Source organism: Flexivirga caeni, from assembly GCF_003724155.1.
In the GTDB taxonomy this organism is placed as follows: domain Bacteria; phylum Actinomycetota; class Actinomycetes; order Actinomycetales; family Dermatophilaceae; genus Flexivirga; species Flexivirga caeni.
In genome coordinates, this window is the sequence record NZ_RJJQ01000022.1 from 22,851 (window position 1) to 49,051 (window position 26,201).

General features: G+C 67.7%; 26 protein-coding genes and 1 riboswitch. Of the genes, 15 read left to right on the forward strand and 11 right to left on the reverse strand.

Annotation, left to right across the window (positions count from 1 at the left end):
• Window positions 1-45: 45 nt before the first annotated feature.
• Genes EFY87_RS17565 through EFY87_RS17580 form a run of 4 tightly spaced genes read left to right on the forward strand, consistent with a single transcriptional unit; the run spans window position 46 to window position 2,131 of the window.
• Window positions 46-345, forward strand: coding sequence for a DUF4193 domain-containing protein (locus EFY87_RS17565; RefSeq protein ID WP_123272796.1), 300 nt, complete (start codon window positions 46-48; stop codon window positions 343-345).
• A gap of 3 nt (window positions 346-348) precedes the next feature.
• Window positions 349-801 carry a dUTP diphosphatase gene (gene dut, locus EFY87_RS17570; RefSeq protein WP_123272797.1) on the forward strand — a complete coding sequence of 151 codons (453 nt, stop codon included), beginning with the start codon at window positions 349-351 and terminating at the stop codon, window positions 799-801.
• Between the two features lie 57 nt (window positions 802-858).
• Window positions 859-1,740: a DUF3710 domain-containing protein gene (locus EFY87_RS17575; protein WP_123272798.1), complete on the forward strand. Its 882-nt coding sequence runs from the start codon at window positions 859-861 to the stop codon at window positions 1,738-1,740.
• Between the two features lie 19 nt (window positions 1,741-1,759).
• Window positions 1,760-2,131 (forward strand): OB-fold nucleic acid binding domain-containing protein, encoded by a 372-nt coding sequence (locus EFY87_RS17580; RefSeq protein ID WP_123272799.1) that lies wholly within the window; start codon window positions 1,760-1,762, stop codon window positions 2,129-2,131.
• 122 nt (window positions 2,132-2,253) lie between these two features.
• On the opposite strand, the gene EFY87_RS17585 is transcribed toward EFY87_RS17580, so the two are convergent.
• Window positions 2,254-2,955, reverse strand: a complete 702-nt coding sequence (locus tag EFY87_RS17585; protein ID WP_123272800.1) for a potassium channel family protein — start codon at window positions 2,953-2,955, stop codon at window positions 2,254-2,256.
• Window positions 2,956-2,992: 37 nt separating this feature from the next.
• Complete coding sequence (locus EFY87_RS17590; protein ID WP_123272801.1) at window positions 2,993-3,655, reverse strand: potassium channel family protein; 663 nt, start codon at window positions 3,653-3,655, stop codon at window positions 2,993-2,995.
• A 67-nt stretch (window positions 3,656-3,722) separates the two neighbouring features.
• On the opposite strand from EFY87_RS17590, the gene EFY87_RS17595 reads away from it, so the two are divergent.
• The 4 genes from EFY87_RS17595 (at window position 3,723) to EFY87_RS17610 (ending at window position 8,331) form a co-directional block, all read left to right on the forward strand.
• Window positions 3,723-5,726, forward strand: a complete 2,004-nt coding sequence (locus EFY87_RS17595; RefSeq protein ID WP_181445511.1) for an APC family permease — start codon at window positions 3,723-3,725, stop codon at window positions 5,724-5,726.
• A 29-nt stretch (window positions 5,727-5,755) separates the two neighbouring features.
• Window positions 5,756-6,985: a class I SAM-dependent RNA methyltransferase gene (locus EFY87_RS17600; protein ID WP_123272803.1), complete on the forward strand. Its 1,230-nt coding sequence runs from the start codon at window positions 5,756-5,758 to the stop codon at window positions 6,983-6,985.
• Between the two features lie 45 nt (window positions 6,986-7,030).
• Window positions 7,031-7,621 (forward strand): Uma2 family endonuclease, encoded by a 591-nt coding sequence (locus EFY87_RS17605; protein ID WP_123272804.1) that lies wholly within the window; start codon window positions 7,031-7,033, stop codon window positions 7,619-7,621.
• 260 nt (window positions 7,622-7,881) lie between these two features.
• Window positions 7,882-8,331, forward strand: a complete 450-nt coding sequence (locus EFY87_RS17610; protein ID WP_220093693.1) for a hypothetical protein — start codon at window positions 7,882-7,884, stop codon at window positions 8,329-8,331.
• Window positions 8,332-8,641: 310 nt separating this feature from the next.
• Here the strand turns inward: EFY87_RS17610 and EFY87_RS17615 are convergent, their stop codons facing one another.
• Together EFY87_RS17615 and EFY87_RS20415 are read right to left on the reverse strand one after the other, a co-directional pair.
• Complete coding sequence (locus EFY87_RS17615) at window positions 8,642-9,148, reverse strand: DUF7662 domain-containing protein (protein WP_123272805.1); 507 nt, start codon at window positions 9,146-9,148, stop codon at window positions 8,642-8,644.
• Between the two features lie 21 nt (window positions 9,149-9,169).
• Window positions 9,170-9,343, reverse strand: coding sequence for a hypothetical protein (locus tag EFY87_RS20415; RefSeq protein ID WP_158607697.1), 174 nt, complete (start codon window positions 9,341-9,343; stop codon window positions 9,170-9,172).
• A 212-nt stretch (window positions 9,344-9,555) separates the two neighbouring features.
• On the opposite strand from EFY87_RS20415, the gene acnA reads away from it, so the two are divergent.
• From acnA to EFY87_RS17630, 3 genes are all read left to right on the forward strand, one after another.
• On the forward strand, window positions 9,556-12,222 hold the full coding sequence (gene acnA / locus EFY87_RS17620) for an aconitate hydratase AcnA (protein WP_123272806.1): 2,667 nt from the start codon (window positions 9,556-9,558) through the stop codon (window positions 12,220-12,222).
• 119 nt (window positions 12,223-12,341) lie between these two features.
• The gene (locus EFY87_RS17625; RefSeq protein ID WP_220093694.1) at window positions 12,342-12,461 is read left to right on the forward strand and encodes a type II toxin-antitoxin system PemK/MazF family toxin; all 120 of its coding nucleotides are present in this window, start codon (window positions 12,342-12,344) and stop codon (window positions 12,459-12,461) included.
• Window positions 12,462-12,658: 197 nt separating this feature from the next.
• On the forward strand, window positions 12,659-13,942 hold the full coding sequence (locus EFY87_RS17630; protein WP_245988734.1) for a peptidase C39 family protein: 1,284 nt from the start codon (window positions 12,659-12,661) through the stop codon (window positions 13,940-13,942).
• Window positions 13,943-13,951: 9 nt separating this feature from the next.
• On the opposite strand, the gene EFY87_RS17635 is transcribed toward EFY87_RS17630, so the two are convergent.
• From EFY87_RS17635 to EFY87_RS17645, 3 genes are all read right to left on the reverse strand, one after another.
• A complete protein-coding gene (locus EFY87_RS17635; protein ID WP_123272808.1) occupies window positions 13,952-14,644 on the reverse strand; it encodes an energy-coupling factor transporter transmembrane component T in 693 nt (230 codons plus the stop codon).
• Window positions 14,641-16,044, reverse strand: coding sequence for an ABC transporter ATP-binding protein (locus tag EFY87_RS17640; RefSeq protein ID WP_123272809.1), 1,404 nt, complete (start codon window positions 16,042-16,044; stop codon window positions 14,641-14,643). Before EFY87_RS17640 ends, EFY87_RS17635 begins: the two co-directional genes overlap by 4 nt.
• The gene (locus EFY87_RS17645) at window positions 16,041-16,667 is read right to left on the reverse strand and encodes an ECF transporter S component (RefSeq protein ID WP_123272810.1); all 627 of its coding nucleotides are present in this window, start codon (window positions 16,665-16,667) and stop codon (window positions 16,041-16,043) included. Before EFY87_RS17645 ends, EFY87_RS17640 begins: the two co-directional genes overlap by 4 nt.
• Window positions 16,657-16,761: riboswitch (TPP riboswitch) on the reverse strand. Its footprint overlaps the gene before it by 11 nt.
• Before the next feature lie 78 nt (window positions 16,762-16,839).
• Here EFY87_RS17645 and dxs point away from each other — a divergent pair.
• The 3 genes from dxs to EFY87_RS17660 all read left to right on the forward strand — a co-directional run bounded on the left by dxs (window position 16,840) and on the right by EFY87_RS17660 (window position 20,408).
• Complete coding sequence (gene dxs / locus EFY87_RS17650) at window positions 16,840-18,714, forward strand: 1-deoxy-D-xylulose-5-phosphate synthase (protein ID WP_123272811.1); 1,875 nt, start codon at window positions 16,840-16,842, stop codon at window positions 18,712-18,714.
• A 2-nt stretch (window positions 18,715-18,716) separates the two neighbouring features.
• A complete protein-coding gene (locus tag EFY87_RS17655) occupies window positions 18,717-19,721 on the forward strand; it encodes a phosphotransferase (protein WP_181445512.1) in 1,005 nt (334 codons plus the stop codon).
• A gap of 120 nt (window positions 19,722-19,841) precedes the next feature.
• Window positions 19,842-20,408, forward strand: a complete 567-nt coding sequence (locus tag EFY87_RS17660; protein WP_123272812.1) for a hypothetical protein — start codon at window positions 19,842-19,844, stop codon at window positions 20,406-20,408.
• 74 nt (window positions 20,409-20,482) lie between these two features.
• Here the strand turns inward: EFY87_RS17660 and EFY87_RS17665 are convergent, their stop codons facing one another.
• Both EFY87_RS17665 and EFY87_RS17670 read right to left on the reverse strand, forming a co-directional pair.
• The gene (locus EFY87_RS17665; protein ID WP_245988735.1) at window positions 20,483-21,151 is read right to left on the reverse strand and encodes a class I SAM-dependent methyltransferase; all 669 of its coding nucleotides are present in this window, start codon (window positions 21,149-21,151) and stop codon (window positions 20,483-20,485) included.
• Window positions 21,152-21,203: 52 nt separating this feature from the next.
• On the reverse strand, window positions 21,204-22,016 hold the full coding sequence (locus tag EFY87_RS17670) for a polysaccharide deacetylase family protein (RefSeq protein ID WP_123272814.1): 813 nt from the start codon (window positions 22,014-22,016) through the stop codon (window positions 21,204-21,206).
• Window positions 22,017-22,265: 249 nt separating this feature from the next.
• Between EFY87_RS17670 and EFY87_RS17675 the strand changes: the two genes are divergently transcribed.
• Complete coding sequence (locus EFY87_RS17675) at window positions 22,266-23,702, forward strand: DEAD/DEAH box helicase (protein ID WP_123272815.1); 1,437 nt, start codon at window positions 22,266-22,268, stop codon at window positions 23,700-23,702.
• Window positions 23,703-23,783: 81 nt separating this feature from the next.
• On the opposite strand, the gene EFY87_RS17680 is transcribed toward EFY87_RS17675, so the two are convergent.
• Both EFY87_RS17680 and EFY87_RS17685 read right to left on the reverse strand, forming a co-directional pair.
• Window positions 23,784-24,572 carry a glycerophosphodiester phosphodiesterase family protein gene (locus EFY87_RS17680; protein ID WP_245988736.1) on the reverse strand — a complete coding sequence of 263 codons (789 nt, stop codon included), beginning with the start codon at window positions 24,570-24,572 and terminating at the stop codon, window positions 23,784-23,786.
• Window positions 24,573-24,576: 4 nt separating this feature from the next.
• The gene (locus EFY87_RS17685) at window positions 24,577-26,109 is read right to left on the reverse strand and encodes a helix-turn-helix domain-containing protein (protein ID WP_123272816.1); all 1,533 of its coding nucleotides are present in this window, start codon (window positions 26,107-26,109) and stop codon (window positions 24,577-24,579) included.
• Window positions 26,110-26,201: the final 92 nt, after the last annotated feature.

Consider the following 26,201-nt stretch of genomic DNA (forward strand, 5'->3'; position numbering starts at 1 on the left):
GCGAAGACGCCGAAAGATGGGCGACGAGGAGACGGGACACACGCAATGGCAACTGATTACGACGCTCCGCGGAAGAGCGACGACGACCTCGAGAACGACTCGATCGAGGAGCTGAAGGCGCGCCGCAACGACAAGAGCACCTCCAATGTCGACGTGGACGAGACGGAGCAGGCGGAAGGCTTCGAGCTGCCGGGGGCGGACCTGTCCGGTGAGCAGCTTTCGGTGCAGGTGATTCCGCGTCAGGCGGACGAGTTCACCTGTTCCAAGTGCTTCCTGGTGCACCACCGCAGCCAGCTGGCCAAGGAAGAGGGCGGCCTGCCGGTCTGCACCGAGTGCGCGGCCTGACCGATGCACGAACTGCGCGTGGCGGTGCGGCAACTCGACCCCGAGTTGCCGTTGCCGTCATACGCCCGTCCGGGTGACGCCGGCGCCGACCTGCACGCCCGCACGAACGTCACGATCGAGCCGGGGGAGCGCGCCATGGTGCCGACCGGCATCGCGATCGCGCTGCCGGAGGGGTATGCCGCCTTCGTGCATCCGCGGTCGGGGCTTGCCGCCCGGCACGGTGTCACGACCCTGAACGGCCCGGGCACTGTCGACGCCGGATACCGCGGCGAGATCCAGGTCAACCTGATCAATCTCGACCGGCAGGAGGCGTTCACCGTGCGACGCGGCGACCGGATCGCCCAGCTGGTCGTGCAGCAGGTTGCCGCGATCCGCTGGGAGGCGACAGATTCGCTTCCGGAGTCGGTCAGGGGCGACACTGGGCATGGAGCCAGCGGCGGCTTCGCCGGCCGCTGATCACACGCGACACCACATCATCCGAGCAGATCGACGAGACAAAGGGGCACGAGCGCAGTGGCACTCTTCCGGCGCAAGGCCAAGGATCAGGCGGCCGACGAGGTCGACGTCACCACCGAGGTCGAGCAGGACAGCGGCGCCGATGTCACGGACGTTGCCGACGCGGACGCCGCGGACGAGGTGGACGCCGACGAAGCCGCCGTGGACGAAAGCGAGGCCGACGGCGAAAGCGACGAAGACGAGTCGCGCACCCGGCTGCCGCGCCCCTTCGACCTGGACCGCTCGGATGGCCCGTTCGACCGCAGCGAGGTCAAGAACGTCGACGGGCTGCTCGACTTCGGAGCGGTCGCCATCGCTCCGCAGCCCGGCATGGAGTTGCGCCTGGACGTCGACGACGCCGGGCAGGAGATCACCGGCCTGACCGCCGTGCTGGACGACGCTGCGTGCCAACTGCAGGCGTTCGCCGCGCCGAAGAGCCGGGGTGTGTGGGACGCCATCCGCGACGAGATCGCCGACAACCTCCTCGCCGGCGGCGGCACCGCCGAGGAGAAGCTCGGGCCGCTCGGCATCGAGTTGCACACCCGGATGCCCACGCGAGGCCCGGATGGCCGCACCACCTTCGCGCCGGCACGGTTCGTCGGCGTCGACGGCCCGCGCTGGTTCCTGCGGGTCGTGCTGTCGGGCAACGCCGCGATCGACGAGGCGGCCGGTGACCGGTTGCTGGACTTCGTGCGCCAGACCGTCATCACGCGAGGCGGCGAGCCGCGGGCGCCACGCGAGATGCTGCCGCTGCAGATCCCGCAGGACATCCAGGCGCAGGCCGACGCGGAGGCCGCAGCGGATCCGAATGCCGCGCCGTGTCGGACCGGCGACCGGTCCGACACGGCTGATGACTTCAAGCCGTTCGAGCGCGGCCCGGAAATCACCGAGGTCCGTTGAGATGGAAGGACACTGAGCCATGGGCTGGAAGTCATCGCTCGGCAGGGTGGCCGACCGCCTCACCAAACCGGACGAGCAGCTGGAAAGCGACGACCTGCGCGAGAGCACCCGCAAGCTCGGCGCCACGCCGATCTGTGACGCACAGGACCGATCGATCGTCTCGTGCTGCGGCACGGTACGCAGTGTGAGCCTGCGTCCGCGCGCCGAGTCCGTGCCGGCCCTGGTTGTCGACCTGGATGACGGCAGCCGCACCATGAACCTCGTCTGGCTGGGCCGGCGCAAGATCGCCGGCATCGAGCCGGGCACCTACCTGAAGGTCCATGGCCGGGTCACCTACCTGAAGGGCACCCCGACGATCTTCAACCCCTCCTACGAGATCAGGGCTCGCTGAGTTTGTTGGCTTCGACTCCTCGCAACAGCCGGCGAGCGGCGCACGAACAAGTTCGTTGAGCCGCCCTCCGTCTGTCGGTCGTCGTCTCGCTGAGCTATTGGCTTCGACTCCTCGGTGAAGTTCTAGTCGCTGGCCGCGGGGGAGTGCGTGCGGATCTCGTTCGCCGGTCGCCCGGTGAGCACCGCGCCCAGCGACTGCTCCGCCTCCGGGGTGGCCAGCAGCAACAGTTCGTCGAGCGCCTCGATCGCGTCGAACGGTGTCGGCGCGATCGGCACGTTGTCGCGGATGATGCCGACCAGCACGCACTCCGGCGGAAGCTCCAGCTGGCTGACGGCGACACCGACATTCGGGCTGTCCGCGGGCACGGTGATCTCGACCATCGTGGCCTTGCCCTGCTGGAACTGGAAGAGTCGCACCAGGTCGCCGACGCTGACGGCTTCCTCCACCAGTGCGGTCATCAGGCGCGGCGTCGAGACGGCGACATCCACACCCCACGCCTCGTCGAACATCCACTCATTCTTCGGGTTGTTCACCCGGGCCACCGTGCGGTTGATGCCGAATTCAGTCTTGGCCAGCAGGGAGACCACCAGGTTGACCTTGTCGTCGCCCGTGGCACAGACGACGACGTCGCACGTCTCCAGGTCGGCCTCGCGCAGCGTGGCGATCTCACACGCGTCGGCGAGCAGCCACGACGCTTCCGGCACCGAGCTGGAGCGCGACTCCTCGGCATACTTGTCGATGATGAGCACCTGGTGCTTGCGCAGGATCAATTCCCGCGCGATCGAGCGGCCGACACTCCCGGCGCCGACGACGACAACTCGCATGTGACGTATCTCCTTGTGCTGCAGTTGTTTTCGGCGGTCAGTCGGCTGGCTTGGTGGATTTGAGCAGCGCCTCGATCTCCTGGACGCGACCGCTCGGCAGGCTCAGGTGCAGCAGGTCGCCCTCCTGGAAGACCGAGTCCGGCTCGGGGATCATCCCGTCGCCGAAACGCGTGAGATAGGCGACCCGGGAGCCGGTCTCTTCCTCGATGTGCCGCAAGGGGGTGCCGATCCACGAAGGATCCGGCGGGATCTCGGCGATAATCACCTTGCCGCTGGCGTCGGTGTGCACCGGCAGCGCGCCCATCGGCAGGACCTTGCGCAGGATCTGGTCGCTGGTCCAGCGGACGGTCGCAACCGTCGGTATGCCGAGGCGCTCGTAGACCTCCGCCCGGCCCGGGTCGTAGATGCGCGCCACGACGTTGTCGATGTCGAACGTCTCACGCGCTACGCGGGCGGCCAGGATGTTCGAGTTGTCACCGCTGCTGACCGCGGCGAATGCGTCCGCGCCCTTGATCCCGGCCCGGATCAAGGTGTCCCGGTCGAAGCCGACGCCGGCGACGCGGCGTCCTTCGAAGCTCGGGCCGAGGCGCCGGAACGCCGACTCGTCCTGGTCGATGACGGCGACTTCCTGGCCGTGCTTCTCCAGGCTCAGCGCCAGCATCGAGCCGACTCGGCCGCAACCCATGATCACGAAGTACACGGAGGGAAACGCTACCGGAGGAAGTCGCTGCCGACGCACCCGCACCGCGGCCCTACACTTGCGCGTTGTGTCAGGCACAGGTCGCGCACTCAAGCGCCTCGTCGTCGGCCGCGCTATGCGCAGCGACCGACTCGGCGACACGTTGTTGCCGAAGAAGCTGGCGCTGCCCATCTTCGCCAGCGACGCCCTTTCGTCGGTTGCCTACGCTCCCGACGAGATTCTGCTGACCCTCGGCACGGCCGGCGGTTCGTTCGCGTTCACCCATTCCTGGCAGATCACGCTCGCGGTGGTGTGCGTGATGGCGGTCGTCGTCGCGTCATACCGGCAGAACGTGCACGCCTACCCGTCCGGTGGCGGCGACTACGAGGTCGCCACCACCAACCTCGGGCCGAAGGCCGGGCTGACGGTGGCGTCCGCGCTGCTGGTCGACTACACGCTGACGGTCGCGGTGTCGATCGCGTCGGGTGTCCAGAACGCCGCGTCCGCTCTGCCGTTCCTGCACGGGCACCAGGTGATCGTGGCGGTCCTGCTGATCATCGCGCTCACCGCGATGAACCTGCGCGGCGTGCGTGAGTCGGGCAGCTTCTTCGCCATACCCGTCTACCTGTTCATGCTCGGCGTGATCGCGCTCGCGATCGTGGGGGTGTTCCGGAAGCTCACCGGTGACCTGCCGATGGCCGAGACCGCGAAGTTCACCCTCGCCCCGCAGCCGCACATGGACACCCTGTCGCAGATCGCCGTGATCTTCCTGCTGCTGCGTGCGTTCTCCAGCGGGTGCGCCGCGCTGACCGGTGTGGAGGCGATCTCGAACGGCGTCCCGGCGTTCAAGAAGCCGAAGAGCAAGAACGCGGCGACGACCCTGTTGCTGATGGGGTCGATCTCGGTGGTGATGCTGGTGTCGATCGTGACGCTGGCCAACTGGACCGGCATCCACATTCAAGATCCGGACAACCCCGGAAACCTGTTGCTGCACGGCAAGCCGGTCAAGGGGTATGACGAGGACACCGTCCTCGGGCAGCTCGCCCACTCGGTCTTCCACGGCTTCCTGCCCGGCATTGTCTTCGTGTCGATCGTGACCGGCATCATCCTGGTGCTGGCCGCGAACACGGCGTTCAACGGATTCCCGGTGCTGGCCTCGATCCTGGCCCGCGACGGGTGGCTGCCGCGTCAGCTGCACACCCGCGGTGACCGGCTCGCCTACTCCAACGGCATCCTGATCCTGGCCGGCGTCGCGATCCTGCTGGTCATCGTGTATGACGCCGAGCCGACCCGGCTGATCCAGCTCTACATCGTGGGCGTGTTCGTGTCGTTCACGACCAGCCAGATCGGCATGATCCGGCACTGGAACCGCAACCTGCGGCTGGACGAGCCGCCGATGCCGCGGGCACGGATGAAGCGCTCGCGGATCATCAACGCGGTCGGCGCCGTCATGTCGGGGACCGTGCTGGTCGTGGTGCTGCTGACCAAGTTCATGCACGGCGCGGGGTATGCCGTGGCGGCCATGGTGGTGCTCTTCGCGCTGATGGTGCAGATCCGGCGGCACTACACCAACGTCAGCAAGGAGTTGCTGCTGGCCGAAACCGACGACGACCAGTTGCTCCCGTCGCGGGTGCACGCGGTGGTGCTGGTCTCCAAGCTGCACAAGCCGACGATGCGGGCGCTCGCCTACGCGCGGGCGACCCGGCCGTCGGTGCTTGAAGCGATCACCGTCGAGGTGGATCCCGAGGAGACCAAGGCGCTCCAGGAGGAATGGGAGCGGCGCGAGATCCCGGTCACGCTGAAGATCATCGCCTCGCCGTACCGGGAGATCACCCGGCCGATCGTCAACTACGTCAAGACCGTTCGCCGGGACAGTCCGCGCGACGTGGTGATGGTCTACATCCCGGAGTACGTCGTCGGCAAGTGGTACGAGCAGCTGTTGCACAACCAGTCGGCGCTGCGGCTGAAGTCGCGCCTGCTTTTCACCCCGGGCGTGCTCGTCGCGAGCGTCCCGTGGCAGCTGCGCTCCAGTCAGGGCCACGAACTGCGGTATGACGGGCCGGCCCCCGGCTCGGTGCGTAGGGGCCAGTGAGAGAGCGTCGCCGGCGTGGGCGCCCCGGAATGCCTGCCGCACAAGGGGTTTCGCTGGTAGGGGAGCGCTTCACCGTCGAGGTCGGCCCGGTTGCGCACGGCGGTCACTGTGTTGCCCGGCATGACGGCCAGGTGATCTTCGTGCGGCATGCGCTTCCGGGTGAGCGGGTCGTGGTGGCGATCACGGGTGGTGGTGCGAAGTCGCGCTTCCTGCGCGGTGACGTCGTGGAGATCCTGCAGTCCGCACCCGAACGTCGCACTGCGCCATGCCGATTCGCCGGTCCTGGCGGCTGTGGGGGCTGTGACTGGCAGCACACCTCCGCGGCATACGGCCGGGAGCTGAAGCGCCGGGTGGTCGCCGAGCAATTGCGGCGGCTGGCCGGCATCGAGTGGCCCGGCGACGTCGAGCCGGTGCCCGGCGACGTGGAGGGGCTGCGCTGGCGCACGCGCGTCGAGTTTGCCGCGGCGCGTGGCTCGCTCGGCCTGCGCAAGCACCACTCGCACGAGGTCGTGCCGGTCGATGACTGCCTCATCGCGGTGCCGGATATCGCCGCCACTGGTCTACTGACTGAGCCGGTGCCACGCGGTGTCACCGGCGTGGACGTCGCGGTTGGCAGCGATGGCGAGGTCGTCGCGGTCGACCTGCCGGTTGCCGATGATGAGGTTCCCGACGTCGTGGAGCGCGTGACTGTCCCTGGCCGCGGAGCGCGCGACTTCGCCGTCTCCGCTCGTGGCTTCTGGCAGGTGCATCCGGGTGCGGCTGCGGCCTTCGTCGCCGCGGCGCTGGACGGACTGGAGCCGAGCCCGGGCGAGCGAGCGCTCGACCTGTATGCCGGCGTCGGCGTCTTCACCGCCTTCCTCGCCGACGCCGTCGGGCCGGCCGGCCGCGTGCTCGGACTCGAAGGGGACGAGCGGGCGGTGCGCGATGGCCGGTTGAACCTGGCCGGTCTCGGTCAGGCGTCCCTGCGGCGCTCCGGCATCGGCCGGGACGACTGGTCCGACGCGCTCGGCGAACTCGACCGAGTGGACCTCGTGGTCCTGGACCCGCCGCGCTCCGGAGCCGGACGCGACGTGGTGGCAACGGTTTTCGCGCATGAGCCGCGGCGGGCGGCATACATCGCCTGCGACCCGGCTGCCCTCGCGCGCGACCTGTCGTATGCCGCCGACGCCGGCTACGAGGTGCGCTCGCTGCGCGCCTTCGATGCGTTCCCGATGACGCACCACGTCGAGTGTGTGGCGATCCTCGCCAAAACCGGTTGAGTCGTCGGCGGCAGGTAGCCTTGGTCGTGCGAAGGAGGCGACATCATGTCCGAGCTGGCAATGCACGACCACGAAACCATTCGGCTGCCGATGTCGTGGGACACGTACGACTCGCTGGAGTACGACGACGGGATTCGTGGTGCGGAGTACCTGGATGGGCAACTGGTCATGACACCGGGTTTCCCGGATTGGGGCCACCAGAAGACGATTCTGTACTTATGGGGCGTCCTGCAGGCGACGGTTGACGCGAACGCCGGTGAGGACGTCATCGTCGAGTTCGCGTGGAAGCCACCAGGTATCCAGGAGGAGTACGGTCCCGACGTCATGGTCTGCACCGTGCCGGACGACCCGCGCCGGTTCACCGGTGTCCCGTTGCTGTGTGTTGAGGTGACCTCCGGAAATAGGGACAACGACCTGGTGCGTAAGCGGGCCAAGTACGCCGCTGGCGGCCTGCCCGACTATTGGATCGTCGACCGGGCCGACCGGGCGCTGCGCTGTCACCGGCTGCGCTCCGGCGTGCTCGTCGAAGACCGGACGCTGTGGGCCGATGAGCACGACCGGCCGGTTCGAGTCTCGTACGCCGACCGCGAGGTCACTCTTGACATGGCGCGGTTGTTCGGCGCGGTGAGTCCCTGAGCCAAACCGGCACTGGTGTCGGCTCGATTGCCGAACGACACCGCTTCGAAGGCGTCGGCCGTCGCTGCTGCCGCCGCCACGTCGAGTGTGTGGCCGATCTTGGCGAGACCCGACTCCCGACCGGCCGTCCGCTGCGGCTAGACGGAACGCCGAGAGGGACCCACCGCAAGGTGGATCCCTCTCTTGGCTTATGTCCGCGGGGGAGGCCCGAAGGCCCGCGAATCCCGCGACGCGCACATTCAGTGTACTACGTTTCCGACATGCCCGAGCAGCGCCGCAACGACGAACATGAGTTGGTTGCAACGCTCTTGCCAGCCAGGTTCTCAACCTATCTTGTCGCTGCTGGCGATGAGCTGACGCTCGGGTTGGAGCTCTATGCCTGGAACGCGCGGGTCGCCAGCGCTCTGATGCTGCCGGCTCACTTCGCCGAGGTTGCCACCCGCAACGCGGTTGCCGATGCCCTGTCTAAGACCATGGAGCTCGATGGCCATGGGAGCACAACTTCCAGCGGAGTCTGCCGGATACGCAGCATGGTTACAGTTCCCGAAGAGATCTTCTTGAAGTCTGCGCAACCGACTGGCGCATCACGAACCGGTGTTCGCCCGAGACCTGTCTGCGGAGCTCGCACGCATGATGGAGTTGATCGAGTTGCGCAGCACAGCGACGGCCGCGTGGGTTCAGGGCATGGAGTCGGTGAGTGCGTTGCTTGACCAGCGTCCGAGCGTTAGATGCCGATTGGGCCTTTGAGCTGGGATAGATGTTGATGTCGTGCGGGAGCGGCGACACGATAATCGGGTGGCTGTGAAACGCCCGTTGTCCAGATCGTCCAACGCCGTAGAACTGCGTCGCGGAATGCCTCTCGGATACCTCCTCATCAGGTTCGAAGCCGGCAAAGTGTGAAGACACGGCATTGCGCGGCTTGAGCAGCTCAGCGGCCGTGCGCTTTCCTCAACGCGGACAGCCGGGCTCGCGGTGGCGTTCGCGTGACCTTGTGGAGGTTCAGTGGAGGATCCAATTCAGTCAGGATCGTTGTCTCGACCCCATGGAGCGTGTCGGCGTCCAGGACCGGGACGGCGACGAGGCGTAGCCGGGCCAACCGGTCCGCGCGCCCTTCCAGAATGCGCTGTATTCGTGGGCCGATCTCGGCAGCCCACCGACGAGATCATCGAGGTCATCCCACGTGAGGGTCAGTGAGTAGTCGACGTCGGCGAGCACTGCCCGCAGGGGAGGCCAGTCAGCCATCCGTGAAGTCTCGCCCATCGCTTCGACAGGTGCCAGGAGCTCTGGGCTCCACCGGTTTGTGGCGCTTCGGGCGTGGATCCAGTGCGCGGCGTGCCAGCCACCGGTGCCACGCAGGCCGACGTTGGTGACGCCGACGGTGAAACCGATGCCGGTGCGGCTGTTCTGGTAGCTCACGTAGATCGTCCCGGCGGCGCCCTGCGCGCCCTGCCGCACCCAGTAGCGGCCACCCGGCCACGAGATCGTGCGCAGTTCCTTGGCCACGTCCGTGGTGGCGTAACAGTTCATGGCCTTCGCGTCGCCGCGACCCTACGCGCGAACCAGCCGGTCCGCGTTGGTGATCGCGTCCAGGTAGCGCACGGACGCCATACCGTCGCAGGTGGTGGTTGTCGTGGCCGTCGCCGCGTGCGCAGTCGACGTGCCGACTACACCCGACGTGAGGACTGCACTCGCTGTGACCATGCCGATGATGAGCTTCCTCATGGGAACTGAGGAGGCAGGCGGTTGGTCGGTGATACGCACCCGGAACGACCGCGCTTCCGGTGGTCGCGGGGCGCTCGTAGTGGCAGGATCGAACGAATCCCGCAGGCGACAGAGGTTAGGTGAACCTTCGCAGAGATCGCGGGGATGAGTGTGGTTAACTTATCTTGACGTCAAGATAAACTGTCCGCAGCAGCGGAGACGAAGGAGTCGGTGTGACCACCAACAGTTTCGGAGCAAAGGACACGCTCGCCGTCGGCGACAAGTCGTACGAGATCTATCGCCTCGACAAGGTGGACGGCAGCAAGACTCTGCCGTTCAGCCTGAAGGTGCTGCTGGAGTGCCTCCTGCGCACCGAGGACGGCGCGAACATCACCGAGGATCACATCAATGCGCTCGGCCAGTGGGACGAGAACGCCGAGCCGGACACCGAGATCCAGTTCACCCCGGCGCGCGTGATCATGCAGGACTTCACCGGCGTGCCGTGCGTCGTCGACCTGGCCACCATGCGCGAGGCCGTCGGCTCGCTCGGTGGTGACGCCAAGAAGATCAACCCGCTTGCGCCCGCCGAGTTGGTCATCGACCACTCGGTGATCATCGACGTGGCCGGCCGCCCGGACGCGTTCGAGAAGAACGTCGAGATCGAATACGGCCGAAACCGCGAGCGCTACCAGTTCCTGCGCTGGGGCCAGACCGCGTTCGACGACTTCAAGGTCGTGCCCCCGGGCACCGGCATCGTGCACCAGGTCAACATCGAGCACCTGGCCCGCGGCGTCATGGTCCGCGACGACGTCGCCTACCCCGACAGCTGTGTCGGCACCGACAGCCACACCACGATGGTCAACGGCCTCGGCGTCCTCGGCTGGGGTGTCGGCGGCATCGAGGCGGAGGCGGCCATGCTCGGCCAGCCGGTCTCGATGCTCATCCCGCGCGTCGTCGGCTTCAAGCTGACCGGTGAAATCCCCTCGGGCGCAACGGCAACCGACGTCGTGCTGACCATCACCCAGATGCTGCGCGAGCACGGAGTCGTCGGCAAGTTCGTCGAGTTCTATGGCGAGGGCGTCGCGTCGGTGCCGCTGGCCAACCGCGCCACCATCGGCAACATGAGCCCCGAGTTCGGCTCCACCTGCGCCATCTTCCCGATTGACGACGTCACCCTCGACTACTACCGCCTCACCGGCCGTTCCGACGAGCAGGTCGCGCTCGTCGAGGCCTACGCCAAGGAGCAGGGCCTGTGGCACGACGCGAGCGTCGAGCCGCGCTTCAGCGAGCGCCTCGAACTCGACCTGTCGACCGTCGTGCCGTCGATCGCCGGCCCGAAGCGTCCGCAGGACCGCATCGTGCTCACCGACGCCAAGCAGCAGTTCGGCCTGGACATCAAGAACTACGGTGTCGAGGGCAATTTCCGCGAGGTCGAGGTCACGCCCGCCGAAGGCGCGCCATACGGCCTGAAGGACGGCGCCGTCGTGATCGCCTCGATCACCAGCTGCACCAACACCTCCAACCCGTCGGTGATGATGGCCGCCGCGCTGCTGGCCAAGAACGCCGTCGAGAAGGGCCTGACCGTCCCGCCGTGGGTGAAGACCTCGCTGGCGCCCGGCTCGCAGGTCGTGACCGGCTACTACGACAAGGCCGGCATGTGGCCCTACTTGGAGAAGCTCGGCTTCTACCTGGTCGGCTACGGCTGCACCACCTGCATCGGCAACTCCGGCCCGCTCGCCGACGAGATCTCGGCGGCCGTCCAGGAGAACGACCTCACCGTCGTCTCGGTGCTCTCGGGCAACCGCAACTTCGAGGGCCGCATCAACCCGGACGTGAAGATGAACTACCTGGCTTCCCCGCCGCTGGTCATCGCCTACGCGCTCGCCGGCACGATGAACTTCGACTTCGACAGCGACCCGCTGGGCACCGACCAGGCCGGCAACGACGTGTTCCTGAAGGACATCTGGCCAGCGCCGGAGGACGTCGAGTCGACGATCGCCGCCTCGATGGACCGCGACATGTTCCTGAAGGACTACGCCGACGTCTTCGCCGGCGACGAGCGCTGGCAGTCGCTGCCGACGCCCGAGGGTGACATCTTCGAGTGGGACGACGAGTCGACCTACGTGCGCAAGCCGCCGTACTTCGAGGGTATGGCGAAAACCCCCTCGCCGGTGGAGGACATCAAGGGCGCCCGCGTGCTCGCCAAGCTGGGCGACTCGGTGACTACCGACCACATCAGCCCCGCGGGCTCGATCAAGGCGGACAGTCCCGCCGGGAAGTACCTGCAAGAGCACGGCATCGAGCGCAAGGACTTCAACTCCTACGGCTCGCGCCGCGGCAACCACGAAGTCATGGTGCGTGGCACCTTCGCCAACATCCGGCTGCGCAACCAACTGCTGGATGACGTGGAGGGCGGCTTCACCCGCGACTTCACCCATGGCGGGGAGCAGACCACCATCTACGACGCCGCGCAGAACTACGCGGAGGCCGGCATCCCGCTGGTCGTCCTCGCGGGCAAGGAGTATGGCACCGGAAGCTCCCGTGACTGGGCCGCCAAGGGCACCCGCCTGCTGGGTGTGAAGGCTGCCATCGCCGAGTCGTTCGAGCGCATCCACCGATCCAACCTGATCGGCATGGGCGTGCTGCCGCTGCAGTTCCCGGCCGGCCAGAACGTCGAGTCGCTCGGCCTGGACGGCACGGAAACCTTTGACATCGAAGGCATTACGGCGCTCAACGAAGGCACCAAGGTGCCGAAGACGGTGCACGTGACCGCCACCAAGGCCGACGGCGCGGGCACGGTCGAGTTCGACGCCGTGGTCCGCATCGACACCCCCGGAGAGGCGGACTACTTCCGCAACGACGGGATCCTGCAGTACGTGCTGCGGTCGCTCGTCGGCTGAGCTGAGCCCGCAGGGACAAGGCAGGCCCCGCCGAATTCGTTCGGCGGGGCCTGCCTGCTCTTCGCGCACGAGCGGCGACCTTCTGCCCGATCGTCGACATCGGCGGGACTGCGACCCGGGTGCTGGTCGAGCAGACGAGTGCCGTCGACCCGACCCGGCTGGGCGACCAGGTCGGTCACCTGAGCTTCGACGAGTTGCGCGCCGTCGACGCCGCGCTCTGCCTGGTGCTCAGCCTCTGACCTTCTGGGCGCAGCCCGGCTCCACCGGTGAAAACAATTCGCGCAGATCTCACATTGCTGGTGCTCCTTTACGTCAGACTGGACGCAATCATTCTTCCGATGTGCAGCGAGGAGTCAGCGCCATGTCAGATCGTTCCAGGTTGCTTTCCAGAGGGTGCCCGCCGGCACCGAACCGGCGACAGGTCATGTTGGGCTCCATGGCTGCTGGCAGTGCGTTGCTCTTCGGTGCTCCGGTGGCGTCCGCGACCGGTTCGCGTGCCGCGGCCGACGCGACGCCGGGCGTCCGGCACATCCGCTACCACCGGTTCGCCGACATCTTCGCGTGGCTGTGTGGGGAAGCGCGCGGCGTCATACCCACCCCGTTCGGGCTGCGGATCCTGGTGCCGTGCGGCACTCGCGAATTCGCTGACCCGACAGTGAAAGACGCGCCGACCAAGCTCTACGACGTCGGCACCTGGACGTCGCCGTGGCGCACCAACGGCTTCGGGCTGACCGAGCTGATTTCCTCCTGGAACGCCGACACTCCGAACGGCACCTGGATCGAGGTCAACGTTCGCGGGCACGCCGAGGACGGCACCCTCACCGACTGGTTCGTGCTCGGCCGCTGGTGCAGCAACGACCCCGCGCAGGGCGGCGCGATCCAGCGGCAGTCGCTCGACGGCCAGGGCACCGACTACGCCACCGTGTGGACCGACACCTTCCACACGTATGGCGACCACACGCTCACCGACTTCCAGTTGCGCGTGCAGTTGCTGCGGCCGCACGGGACCCGGCTGACCCCGACCGTGCGTTTCCTCGGCGCGGTCGCCTCGGCGCTCCCGGACGATGCCACCGTCCCGGTCAGCGCCTTCACCCTCGGCCGCGAGCACATCCTGGACGTGCCGTCCTTCTCCCAGGAGTTGCACGTCGGCCAATACCCGCAGTGGGACAACGGCGGCGAGGCGTGGTGTTCGCCGACCTCGTCCTCCATGGTGCTCGCCTACTGGCGACGCGGGCCGCGGAAGGCCGATCTGTCGTGGGTCGACCCGTCATACGTCGATCCGCAGGTCGACTACGCCGCCCGCAATTGCTACGACTACGTCTACGAGGGTTGCGGCAACTGGCCATTCAACACGGCATACACCTCGCGGTTCGGCCTGGAGGGTTTCGTCACCCGGTTGCGCAGCCTCGCCGAGGCGGAGCCGTTCATCGCCGCCGGCATCCCGGTGATCACCTCGGTGTCGTTCAAGAGCTCCGAACTCAGCGGCGCCGGCTACTCCACCGACGGGCACCTGATGGTGCTGGTCGGCTTCACCAAGGACGGCGACCCGGTGATGAACGACCCCGCATCGCACCTGATCGCGGACGACAAGCAGGTGCGCGTCACCTATCAGCGCGAACAGTTCGAGAACACCTGGGTGCCACACAGCGGCGGAACGGTCTACATCAACCACCCACCGTACGTCCGGCTGCCGCGCGCCCCGCGCGAAGCCAACTGGTGAGCCTCCGCCTTACCGCATCGCAAGCGGCGCGGCGATCGTCACCAGAGCGGCGACGACGACGATCGCCGTGTCCACCCGGCGCCACGGCGACGGCTCGGCCCACGAGCGGTGGTGCGCCGTCGCAAACCCGCGCGAATCCATTGCGAGTGACAACTGCGTGGCGCCGCGCATGGCGGTGACCAGCAACCCGAAGGTGAGCGGCGCGACGGACGCAGCGCGCGCCAGCGGGTTGCGGGACGGACCGAACCCGCGGATGCGGCGGGTGCGCTGCAACTGCTCCCACGTCTCGCCGAGCTGGTCGAAGCGCGTCAGTGCGGCCGTGAAGGCGCCGACGAAGCGCGCTGGCAGCCGGAGGTTTTGGGCTAAAGCATCGCCGAATCGAGTCGGTTCGATGAAGGCCGCGACGACCACGCCGGGCAGTGCGAGCACCAGGATCTTGCCGCCCGCCACAGTGGCGGTTGCCGGATCGTGTCCGCCCAGCAGCCAGGTCGACCACCACAGCGACACCGCGGCGAAGCCGACCGCGATCAGTCGCCACAGCAGCCGTCGCCACGCAGGTACGAAAAGTATGGCGAGCACCGCGTAGCACAGCACGATCACGACCGCAGACAGTGCCGAGTGCACGAGGAACGATCCGGCCACCGCGGCCACGCCGAAGGTGAGCAGGGACAGCGGATTGGCCTCTGCCATCACGCGTTTCATGCGATGCGACCTTGCTCCAACCGGATAACCGGAGCGGCGTGCGTGACGAGCGACTTGTCATGGGTCGCGACTGCGACGGTGGCCCCGGCGTCTCGTGCGGCGGCCGCCCAGCCGACGACCGCCGCCCAGGTATGACGGTCCTGGCCGACGGTCGGCTCGTCCAGCAGGACCAGGCCCGGCCGGTGTGCCAGGGCCGCGAGCAACGCCAACCGCCGCTGCTCGCCGCCGGACAGTTGGTGCGGATTGGCCGCGGCAAGATGGTCCAGGTGCATCAACTCCAGCAGCGCGTCGGCAGCGACCGGTCGGCCGAGCCGGTCTGCAGTGCAACGGATTTCGTCGCGCACCGTCGTGCGGAGGAAGCCGTGTTCGGGATTCTGCGGCACGAAACCGGCGACGGCGGCGAGGTCGGCGGACCTGCGGCGGTGCAGTAGTGGCGTCATACCTCCTGCCGTTGGCTCCAGCAGACCGGCGAATGCCGCGAGCAGCGTCGATTTGCCGGCGCCGGACGGGCCGACGAAAGCGGTCAGCTCCCGAGGTCTGAGCCGGGCACTGACGTCGGTCAGCGCGGCATGCCGCCGGGTGCCCTGCAGCGACCGCACGGTGAGTTCGACGCTCAGAGCTTCCGCGCTCAGCGTCGGAGCCGTTGCTGCGGGCATCACCCACTCCGGATCAACCGACAGCGGCTCCGGGTCGGGCACACCCGGCATCCAGACTCCGGCATCGAGCATGCGCTGCTCGTGTGCCGCGACGAAGACATCCGGCGTGCTGTCGGCCACCACCTGGCCGCGCTGCAGCACGACCACCCGATCGCAGTCGGGCAGCCACGGTCCGATGCGGTGCTCGACCACCACAGTCGTCGCGCCGGTCGCGCGTGCTGCGTGCAGTACGCAGCGCCGCACCTGGTCGGCCGTGGCGTCGTCCAGCATCGAGGTGGGTTCGTCCAGCAACAGCAGCCCCGGCCGGATGGCCAGCACCCCGGCAAGCGCGAGACGCTGCAGCTCGCCACCGGACAGCGCCGAGGTCGACCGGTTCACGTCATACGCCAACCCGACCTCGGCCAGGCACTGGTGCACCCGCCGCCAGATTTCGTCGCGGGGGAGTGCGAGGTTCTCCGGGCCGAAGGCGACCTCGCGGCCAATGGTGCCCGCGACAACGGAGTCGGCGGGGTTCTGCAGCAACAGTCCGGATGCGCCGCCGACGTCGACCGTGCCGCGCAGGTCTCCAGGCACCGTATCGCCGAGCAGGCCTGCCAGAGCACGCAATACGGTCGATTTGCCGGCACCGCTTCCGCCGGCGAGCAGGGTGATCTCACCGGGGGAGAAGCTCAGGTCGAGGTCGCTGATGACTTCGTCGCGACGTCCGAGCGGACGCCAGCCGAAGTGGTGGAGCTCGACCTTCACACCGGTCGTCGGGCGTGGTGCTCACGCCCCGGGCCGAAGGCGTCGAGCACCCCGGTCGCGGCGAGCGCACGGACCAGCAGCCAGCCGACGACACCGGCCAGCACGATGCCGGACAGCATCGTGCAGCCGAGGTAGGCAAGCTTGTAGTTCCAGGTCCAGGCTGCGTAGTAGGCGTGCCATTCGTAGAAGATCTCGAGCGCCGCCGCGAGGGCGCCGCCTGCAGCGGCGACGACGACGCCGAATCGCTTGTAGAGCACGAGCGCGAGCACGATCTCGACGCCGAGACCCTGCAGCAGGCCGGAGATCATCGTGCTGGCGCCCCACTGGTTGCCGATCAGCATCTCGATCACCGAGGCGATGAACTCGACCGCCAGCGCCGCGCCGGGTTTGCGGATCACGATCCCGCCAAGGACGCCGCCGATCAGCCACGGCCCGGCCAGCAGCCCGAGGGCCGGTGGGGCGGCGAACATGCCGAGTGTGCTGATCCCGATCCATGCCTTCGCCCACGCCCAGAAGACGACGCCGCACGCGACGCCGAGGGTGGCGACGGTGACCAGGTCGATGGTGCGGTAGGCGATCAATGATTTCGGCGCCCGTTCACTGGGCGCGCTGACAGTAGCCATGCGGACTCCCTTCGCCGGTGCTAACCGGAGCAGGTTCAAGGGTCTGCGGCGGGTGCCGCACTCTCAGCGCCGAAGCGCTCCCCTGTCGTTGGATAGGTGATCCCACCGTAGCAGCGGTCGCCGCGTAGACTCATGCGACGCGTACCCGAGGACCCGAAAGGCGCGAAACGACGTGGGACTGCTCGACACCATCTCCTCACCCGAGGACCTGCGGCAGGTGCCCGCGGACCGGCTGGACGACCTCGCGGCGGAGATCCGGGAGTTCCTGGTCGACTCGGTGTCGCGGACCGGGGGACACCTCGGTCCCAACCTCGGAGTCGTCGAGCTGACCATCGCGTTGCACCGGGTCTTCGAATCCCCCAGGGATTCGATCGTTTTCGACACAGGGCACCAGTCCTACGTGCACAAGCTGCTGACCGGCCGGCACGACTTCAGCAAGCTGAAGAAGCAGGGCGGCCTGTCCGGCTATCCGTCGCGTGCCGAGTCCGAGCACGACATCGTCGAGAGTTCGCACGCCTCGTCCTCGCTGTCCTGGGCGGAAGGCATCGCCAAGGCGCGCGTGCTGGCGGGGGAGGCTCATCGCCATACGGTCGCCGTGATCGGTGACGGCGCACTCACCGGCGGTATGTCGTGGGAGGCGATCAACAACATCGCGGTCGAACGCGACCTGCCGCTGGTCATCGTCGTCAACGACAACGAACGCAGCTATGCGCCGACCATCGGCGGCCTGGCCGACCATCTCGCGGCGCTGCGCACGACCCGCAATTACGAGCGGATGCTCGACTGGGGCAAGACCACGATCAAAGGCACGCCGGTCGTCGGCGACTTCGTCTACGAGACACTGCACGGCGTCAAGCGCGGCATCAAGGACATCGTCTATCCGCAGCAGGGGATGTTCGAGGACCTCGGCATCAAGTATGTCGGGCCGGTCGACGGCCACGACGAGGCCGCGGTCGAGCAGGCCTTCCGTCGCGCGCGAGCGTATGGCGGGCCGTGCATCGTGCACGTGATCACCGAGAAGGGCCGCGGCTATCAGCCGGCGCTCGATGACGACGCCGACCGCATGCACGGCATCGGCAAGATCAACCCCGAGACCGGGCTGCCCTTCGAGGTCGCCGGCCGCATCTGGACCGACGAGTTCAGTGACGAGATGGTGCGCCTCGGCAAGGAGCGTCCCGACCTGGTCGCGATCACCGCGGCAATGATGATCCCGGTCGGGCTGGACAAGTTCGCCGAGGCGTTCCCCGAGCGGGTCGTCGACGTCGGCATCGCCGAGCAGCACGCGGTCACCATGGCCGCCGGGCTGGCGTATGGCGGCATGCACCCGGTCGTCGCGGTCTATGCGACCTTCCTCAACCGGGCCTTCGACCAATTGCTCATGGACGCCGGATTGCACCACGCCGGAGTCACTTTCGTGCTCGACCGGGCCGGCGTGACCGGCTCGGACGGGCCCTCGCACAACGGCATGTGGGACATGTCGATCTGCTCGGTCGTGCCCGGGCTGCGGCTGGCGGCGCCGCGCGATGGCGACCAGGTGAAGTCGCAACTGCGGGAAGCCGTGGAGGTCGATGACGCGCCGACGGTGATCCGCTTTCCCAAGGGCGACGTCGCCGAACCCTTGGCGGCGGTGCGCACCGACGGCTCGCTCGACGTCCTGCACGACGCGGTCGAGCCTCAGGTGCTGGTCGTCGGCGTCGGCGCGATGTGCCCGACCGCGCTGCAGGTCGCCGAAAAGCTGGAAGCGCAAGGACATTCGACAATGGTCGTCGACCCCCGGTGGGTGCTGCCGGTGCCGGCCGACCTGGTCCGGCTGGCGAGGACGGTGCCGCACGTCGTGGTGATCGAGGACAACCTGGTGACGTCCGGGATTGGCGTCGCAGTCGCGCACGAGCTGGCCGAGCAGCGGGTGCCAGCGCAGGTGCACACCTTCGGCATCCCGAAGACGTTCCCGGACCACGCGTCACGCTCCCAGGTGCTCGAAGCGATCGGTCTCACCCCGGACGTCATCGGCACCCAGCTCATCGCGCAGTTGTCCGCGCACGAGTGAGCGTGCCGACTTCGCAACTCTGGCAGTCGGATTCGTGGCGCAGGGAGGCGACTCGCTGGATCGACGAGTCACTCGAACGTCGCGGCATCACCCGCGTGCCGGTGACCCCGCGCCAGCCTCGTGTCCGTGCCTGGTCCACTCAGCTGGTCGCCGACACCTCGGCTGGGCGCGTCTGGTTCAAGGCGTGTTCGCCGAGCACCTCACCCGAGCCTGCCATCTATCGGGTCATGGGGAAGGTGACGCCCGACCGGCTCCCGGAGGTGTGGGCGTCGGACGACGAGCGCGGCTGGCTGCTGCTGCCCGAACGCGGTCCGTTGCTGCGTGACGTTGCCGACGCCGACAGCATCGTCGGGCTGTGGTCCGGTGTGCTGCGCCGGTATGCCCGGCTGCAGCGCGCGTCGGCCGATGTCGTGCCCGACCTGGTCACCGGTGGCATCCCGCGATGGACTGCGGCCGACTTGGTGAGTCACTGGCTCGACGGTGTCGGCGCGGACCATCCTGGGACCGCCCCTGCGTTGCGCGCCGCGGCCGGCCGGCTCGACTCTTCCGGGCTGCCGGACACCATCCAGCACAATGATCTGCACGCGGGCAACGTGTTCTGCGCCGACGGGTCCGCCGCTGCGGTCCACGATTCGCGGTTCTTCGACTGGGGCGATGCGTATGTCGGAAACCCACTGTGTTCATTGATGATTGCGCTGGAGGGGCCGTCATACCATTTCGGTCTGCCGGCCGATCCCGACCGTGATGCGCGGCTGGTCCGCTCGTACGTCTCCGCGTGGGCCGACCTGGTGCCGAGCGCACGCCTCACGGCCCTCGTCGCGGACGCGCTCCTCGTCGCGCAGCTGGCCCGGGTCCGCGCGAACGAGCGGGCGCTGGCGCACGCGACCGATGCCGAACGCGCCGAGTGGGTGCCGAAGATCCTCAAGCCCGCAGTCAAGCGGATCTGTGTGTCGACCGGTGCGCCCCGCCCGCCCGAAACGCCCGTTGACGGTCGAAACACTCGCTGACGGTGCAGCAGCACCGTCAGCGGCAGGTTCGACCGTCAATCGCCGCGGGCCAGGCCCGAGTGCGGTGCATGCGGTAGAATATGAGGGTCCGTCGGAGCCATAGGCCCGACGGTTTCTTGTATGACGAACTCTGTGCACGGCACGCTCTACCATCGCCCAGCGACCGCGGTGCGCGGCCCAAATCTGCTGCCGCTCAATGTGATTCGCACGCGACATCCAGATCTGTACGAGAGGCATGTCCAGAAGTACGCGCACGATCCGTCGGTGCTCAGCGCGCACATCCCGCCGCTCGGCTGCACGTGGGGCGACGTCGTGTTTCTTTCCCCAGTGCATCCGGCGCCGCTCTTCGAGGCGCTGCGGAGGGTGGGGAAGTGGTCGCCGCGCCTCGAGCCGTGGAGCCTGCCAGCGGCACACCTCGACCCGGCGCGCACGACGATCCGGCTGATGCGGGCGGGCAGCGGCGGCCACCACTGCGACCCGGCCGACGCGGACGACTACCTGCCGTTCACGACGGCCGGGCTCCGGGCGGTGTCGCGTGTCACCGTTGCCGCGATCGAACGGCTGGAGCGGCTGCAGCCGGGCGACCCGTGGCTGCCGTGGGTGGACGTGCCGCACGTGCTCTATCGCGGTGAGATTCCGGTTTCCTGGTTCCGGCAGCCGTCCGCTGACGGTCGAAGCGCCCATTGACGCCCGAAACCGCCGCTGACGGCGCAGCTGCACCGTCAGCGGCAGGTTGGGCCGTCAATGGCCGGGAGAAGTGGTCACGAATCCCGTTGCGCGACCATGACGAATGCCCCGCGCGAGTCCCCATGAGGGAGCAGGTCAATGACGACCTTCGGGCGAAGCCCGGCACCTACGAGCAGTGGAGCCATGGTCTGCGGCAGCCATCGGTGGGTCGTCCAGCGCACGGCCACCCCGCCATACGCCTCCGTGCGCTCGATGTCCTCCTCACCCGCGTGCGTCGCAATGATCAGCTGACCGCCCGGTCGCAACGCCGCCGCGCAACGCGAAAACACCTGGGGGAGAAGAGATCGCGGCAGATTGAACAACGACCACCAGCCGAGGATGCCGCCGAGCGACCCCGGGGCGAGGTCGAGCTCCGTCCACGAATCGACGCGGAAGCGGCACTCGGGGTGCAGTCGCCGCGCATTGCGGATCATCTGCGGGGACAGGTCGCAGCCGGACACGTCGAGCCCGCGCTCCTGCAGGTATGCCGTGACTGTGCCCGGGCCGCACCCGACGTCGAGCACCGGACCGATCCCTGCGACCTCCTCCCCGAAGGCGTCGAGTGCGCTACGCAACCACGGCTGCTGCCGGATGTCGCCGAGGCCCTCCTCGACGACCATGCGGGCGTAGTTGTCCGCGACGCGGTCATAGGAGTTGCGGACCTCGGTGAGGTCTTCCGGATGATGAGCGAGGGCGTGAGTCACGGGGCTGACAGTAGTGAGGGGCACCGACATACGGGGCGGTGCTTGCCGATCGTCAGGTGAGCTGGAAGACGTCGCCCAGGTGCACGGGCTGCAAGTGGCGCTCCTTGATCAGATCGACCAGCTTGCCGTAATCGTGCATCACCGCAGGGTGATTCGCGTGTCCGATGACCAGGTGCTGGGGGAGGAACCACTGGCGGGCGTGGAACATGATCCGCGCCGGCGAGATCACGGTGGCATCCGACAACGACCCGAGCCACATGGTGACGGCCGGATAGCCGAGGTCGGCGAGCTGGTTGTCGAGGACGTCGTTGAAGTACCCGAACGGCGGCCGAAGGAACGGGCGGCCGGTCACGCCATACGTGTTCCGCAAGAAGGTCTCGTTGCGCTGCACCTGGTCGACAACACCGGCGCTGCTCAGCCCGACCAGGCTCGGGTGCGACCAGGTGTGGTTGGCGATGATGCACTGACCGGAGTCGATGAGCGGTCGCAGCAGGTCCTTGTGCATCGTCCAGCTCGGGTTGATCCCGTTGCAGAAGAACGTCAGCCGCATGCCGGTGTCGCGGGCGAGCCGGGCGTAGCCAGCGACCACTGCCTCGTCGATGCCGTCGTCGACCGTGAGCGCGATGTTGTCGCCCTTGCCGGGCAGGGCATAGAGGGTGCCCCGCGGAAGTGGCGCCTTGACGATCCCCTTCGGCGGGCCGAACATTTTCTTCCGGCCATCGGTGGAGGTCTTCTTCGTTTCCCCTGAGCCGTTCTTCGCGCTCGTCGAACCCTTGGGTGCCGCCTTCGTGCCTTCGCTCGAACAGGCGGTCAGCCCGGCGACGACAGAGCCAGCGAGCAGGGCGAGGAGTCCACGACGATCCACGCTTTCGCACGTTACGGAGCCGGCCTGAACGTGTCATGTGCATCCGTATGGCGATGCCTGAATTCCCCGGCGCGACGGACATCACATTCGCCGATTCGATACTCGGCGACAGTCCCGATAGACTATCCATATCGGCTCGTCACAGTTCTCACCACGAGTTGATCCACACGTTGAGCGAGAGTTCCGTGTGCAGCCCCTGACCTCAGGATCCGGCTGATCAGGTGGGACCAACCGACAGAATGTGGCCCAGTGACCTCTTCTTTCCAGCAACTCGGCGTGCCCGCACGCCTTTCCGAAGTCCTTGCAGCACAGCAGATTTCGACCCCAACTCCGATTCAGGCTGCGACCCTTCCCGATTCGCTGGCCGGGCGCGACGTGCTCGGCCGCGGACGCACCGGCAGCGGTAAGACCTACGCGTTCGCGCTGCCCGTGGTCGCCCGGCTGCAGGCCGGCGACACCACACGCGTCCCGGCTCGCCCACGCGCGCTGATCCTGGCCCCCACCCGGGAGCTCGTCGCTCAGATCGACGAAGCGCTGCAGCCGCTCGCGAAGTCCGCGGGGCTGCGCACTCTGCGCGTCATCGGCGGTGTCGGCCAGAACCCGCAGGTGAACGGATTGCGTTCTGGCGTGGACATTCTCATCGCCTGCCCCGGCCGCCTCGAAGATCTCATCGCGCAGGGGCACTGCTCGCTGGACTCCGTCGAGATCACCGTGCTGGACGAGGCCGACCATATGGCCGACCTCGGGTTCCTGCCGGCCGTCCGGCGCCTGCTGCGGCAGACCCCGAAGGGTGGGCAGCGGTTGCTCTTCTCCGCGACCCTCGACAAGGCGATCGATGTGCTGGTGCGTGAGTTCCTGCGCAATCCCGTGACACACGAGGCGGATTCGGCGCAGTCTCCCGTCGCGAAGATGAGCCATCACGTGCTGCACCTCACCCGGGAGCTGCGGGTGCCGGTGCTCGCCGACCTGGCTGCCGCACCCGGCCGCACCGTGGTTTTCACCCGCACGAAGTATGGCGCGAAGGCTCTCGCTCGCCAGCTGAACAAGCGCGGCGTGCCTGCGGTGGAACTGCACGGCAACCTCGGGCAGAACGCCCGCACCCGCAACCTCGCGGCGTTCCACTCCGGCGCAGCGAGCACGCTCGTCGCGACCGACGTCGCGGCCCGCGGCATACATGTCGACGACGTGGCGCTGGTCGTCCACGCCGATCCGCCGGCCGAACACAAGGCATATCTGCACCGTTCGGGCCGTACCGCTCGCGCCGGTGCCGAGGGCACCGTGGTCACGCTGATGACCGACGACCAGCGCAACGACGTCCGCACGCTCACCAAGGCGGCTGGCATCACCCCCACCACGACGAAGGTCGCGGACACCGATCACCCGGTGCTGCGCCAGCTGGCCCCGGGTGATCGGGCACTTGTCGAGGGCGGGTATGTCGCGACCCCCGCCGCACAGCCGCAGCCGGCGAAGAGCAATGCCAGGCAGGGTGGCGCCGCGAAGACGGGGTCGCGGAAGCGCTCCGGTGGTCTCAACGCGAGCCAGTCCTCAGGAAACCGATCCGATGCAAAGAAACCCGCGCAATCGGGCAACGCCGGCCGCTCGTCGGGCCGGCGTCGTTCCGGTGGCGGTGCTGCCCGTTCTGCCGGCGGGCACTCCGCCGCGCAGTTCAGCTCCGGTCGCCGCTGAGGCGGTCGCGGCACGTAGCAGTATGCCCAGCGCGCGCCAGACCGCGCGCTGGGCATGCTCGAAACGGCGGCGTGGCAGCCGTCAGTCTGCCCACACCCCGCGCGCGACGAGCACTTCCTTGAGTAGGTCGGCGCGATCAGTCATCAGCCCGTCGACGCCGAGGTCGAGGAGGCGGTGCATCTGCGCAGGTTCGTCGATGGTCCACACGTGCACCTGGGCGCCGGCAGCGTGCGCCTGCGCGACGGTATGACGCGTCACGACTCGTATCGGCCCGGCCCCCGGCGGCACTTGGAGGCAATCGGCGTCGCGCAGGGCGCCCCGGCCCCACGGGGTCCGGCCTGCAGCCGGCAGTCGGGAGCCGAGGACGAAGCGCGCAATGACGGACTGGCCGCCCGACGTGGCGACCGGCCGGGAGAGTCGCTGCAGCACGGCACACCGCCGGACGTCGGAGAACGACGCGATGCAGACTCGCTCGTGCGCCCGGTGCCGCTCAATCACGTCGACGAGCGGCTCGACCGCCGACGCAGCCTTGCAGTCGATGTTCACCCGGAGCTGCGGCCATGATTCGAAGACCGCGTCAAGCGTCGGAATCTCCTGCGTGCCAGCGATTTTCGCGCGGCGCACCACGCTCCAGGGCAGCTCGGCGACGACACCCTGGCCGTCAGTCACCCGGTCGAGCCGATGGTCGTGAAACGCGATCAGCTGTCCGTCAGCGGTGGCGTGCACGTCGGTCTCGACATACCGGAAACCGAGGCCGACCGCAGCTGCGAACGCCGGCAGTGAGTTCTCTGGCGCCCGGGAGCCGTCGGTGAAGCCACGGTGCGCCATGGCGATGACGCCCGGGTGGTCGAAGAACGCGGTGCGCGTCAACTGCTCAGATGTCGCGGAAGGTCTGGATGTCGGCGCCCAGCTTGTTGAGCCGGGTGTCCAGCTCTTCGTAGCCGCGGTCGATCACGTAGATGTTGCGCAGCACCGAAACACCGGGAGCGGCCAGCATCCCGAGGAGGATGACGACCGCCGGACGCAGTGCCGGGGGCGACATGACTTCCGCCGCACGCCACTTGGTCGGGCCCTGGATCATCACGCGGTGCGGGTCCATCAGCTGCACTCGCGCACCGAGCGCATTGAGCTCGGTGAGGTAGATCGCGCGGTTCTCGTAGACCCAGTCGTGCAAGGTCGTGGTGCCCTGGGCATAGGCGGCGATCACCGCAAAGAACGGCAGGTTGTCGATGTTCAGCCCGGGGAACGGCATCGGGTGGATCTTGTCCTTCGGCGCCTTCAGCGGCCCGGGCTTGGTCGTGATGTCGATCAGCCGGGTCTTGCCGTTGGCCGACACGTATTCGTCGCCTTCGATGTCGTACTTCATGCCCATGCCCTCGAGCAGGGTCAGCTCGATCTCCATGAACTCGATAGGCACCCGGCGGATGGTGATCTCGGACTCGGTGACCACCGCCGCCGCGACGAGGGTCATCGCCTCGATCGGGTCCTCCGACGGGTGATATTCGACGTCCTTGTTGATCTCCTGCACGCCGTGCACCCGCAACGTGGTGGTGCCGACACCGTCGATCCGCACGCCGAATTTCTCCAGCATGAAGCAGAGGTCCTGGACCATGTAGTTGGGGCTGGCGTTGTGTATGACGGTCTCACCGTCGTACAAAGCCGCTGCGAACAAAGCATTTTCGGTGACGGTGTCGCCGCGCTCGGTCAGGATGATCGGCTTGGACGGGCGCACCGAGGAGTCGACCTTGGCGTGGTAGTAGCCGTGTGACGCCACCACGTCGAGCCCGAAGGCGCGCAACGCGAACAGGTGCGGCTCGACCGTGCGGGACCCGAGGTCGCAGCCACCGGCGTTGGGCAGCTGGAACTCGCCGAACTGGTGCAGCAACGGACCCAGGAACATCAGGATGGTCCGCGTGCGCCGGGCCGCGGTCTCGTCCATCGCGTCGAGGTCCAGCACGGCCGGCGGGGTGATCTCCAGGTCGCTGCTGTCGGGCAGCCAGCGGGTCTTCACGCCGATCGAGGCGAGCACCTCGGTGATGCGGTTGACCTCTTCGATGCGCGCCAGGTTGCGCAGTGTCGTCTTGCCCTTGTTGAGCAGCGCTGCGCACAGACAGGCGACCGCGGCGTTCTTGGACGTACGCACGTCGATCTCGCCGGACAGCTTGCGACCGCCCTTGATGCGCAGGTTGAGGGGCGTGGAGGAAGCGACCGCCACGACTTCGGTGTCGAGCGCCTCGCTGATGCGGGCGAGGGTCTCCAGACTGAGGTTCTGCTTCCCCTGCTCGATGCGAGCGACGGCGCTCTGCGACGTCTGCAACGCCTCGGCGAGTTCACTCTGGGTGAGCTTCTTGTGCCGTCGCGCGTCACGGATGAGCGTGCCGACACGGGAGAGGTAGTCATCGGTCATTCGTCAAGTGTAGCTCACATATGAGATGGAAACGGGCCCTGCGACACGCGATTGTTGTCACAGGACCCGTTTCGGACCCGGAGTTTCCTACC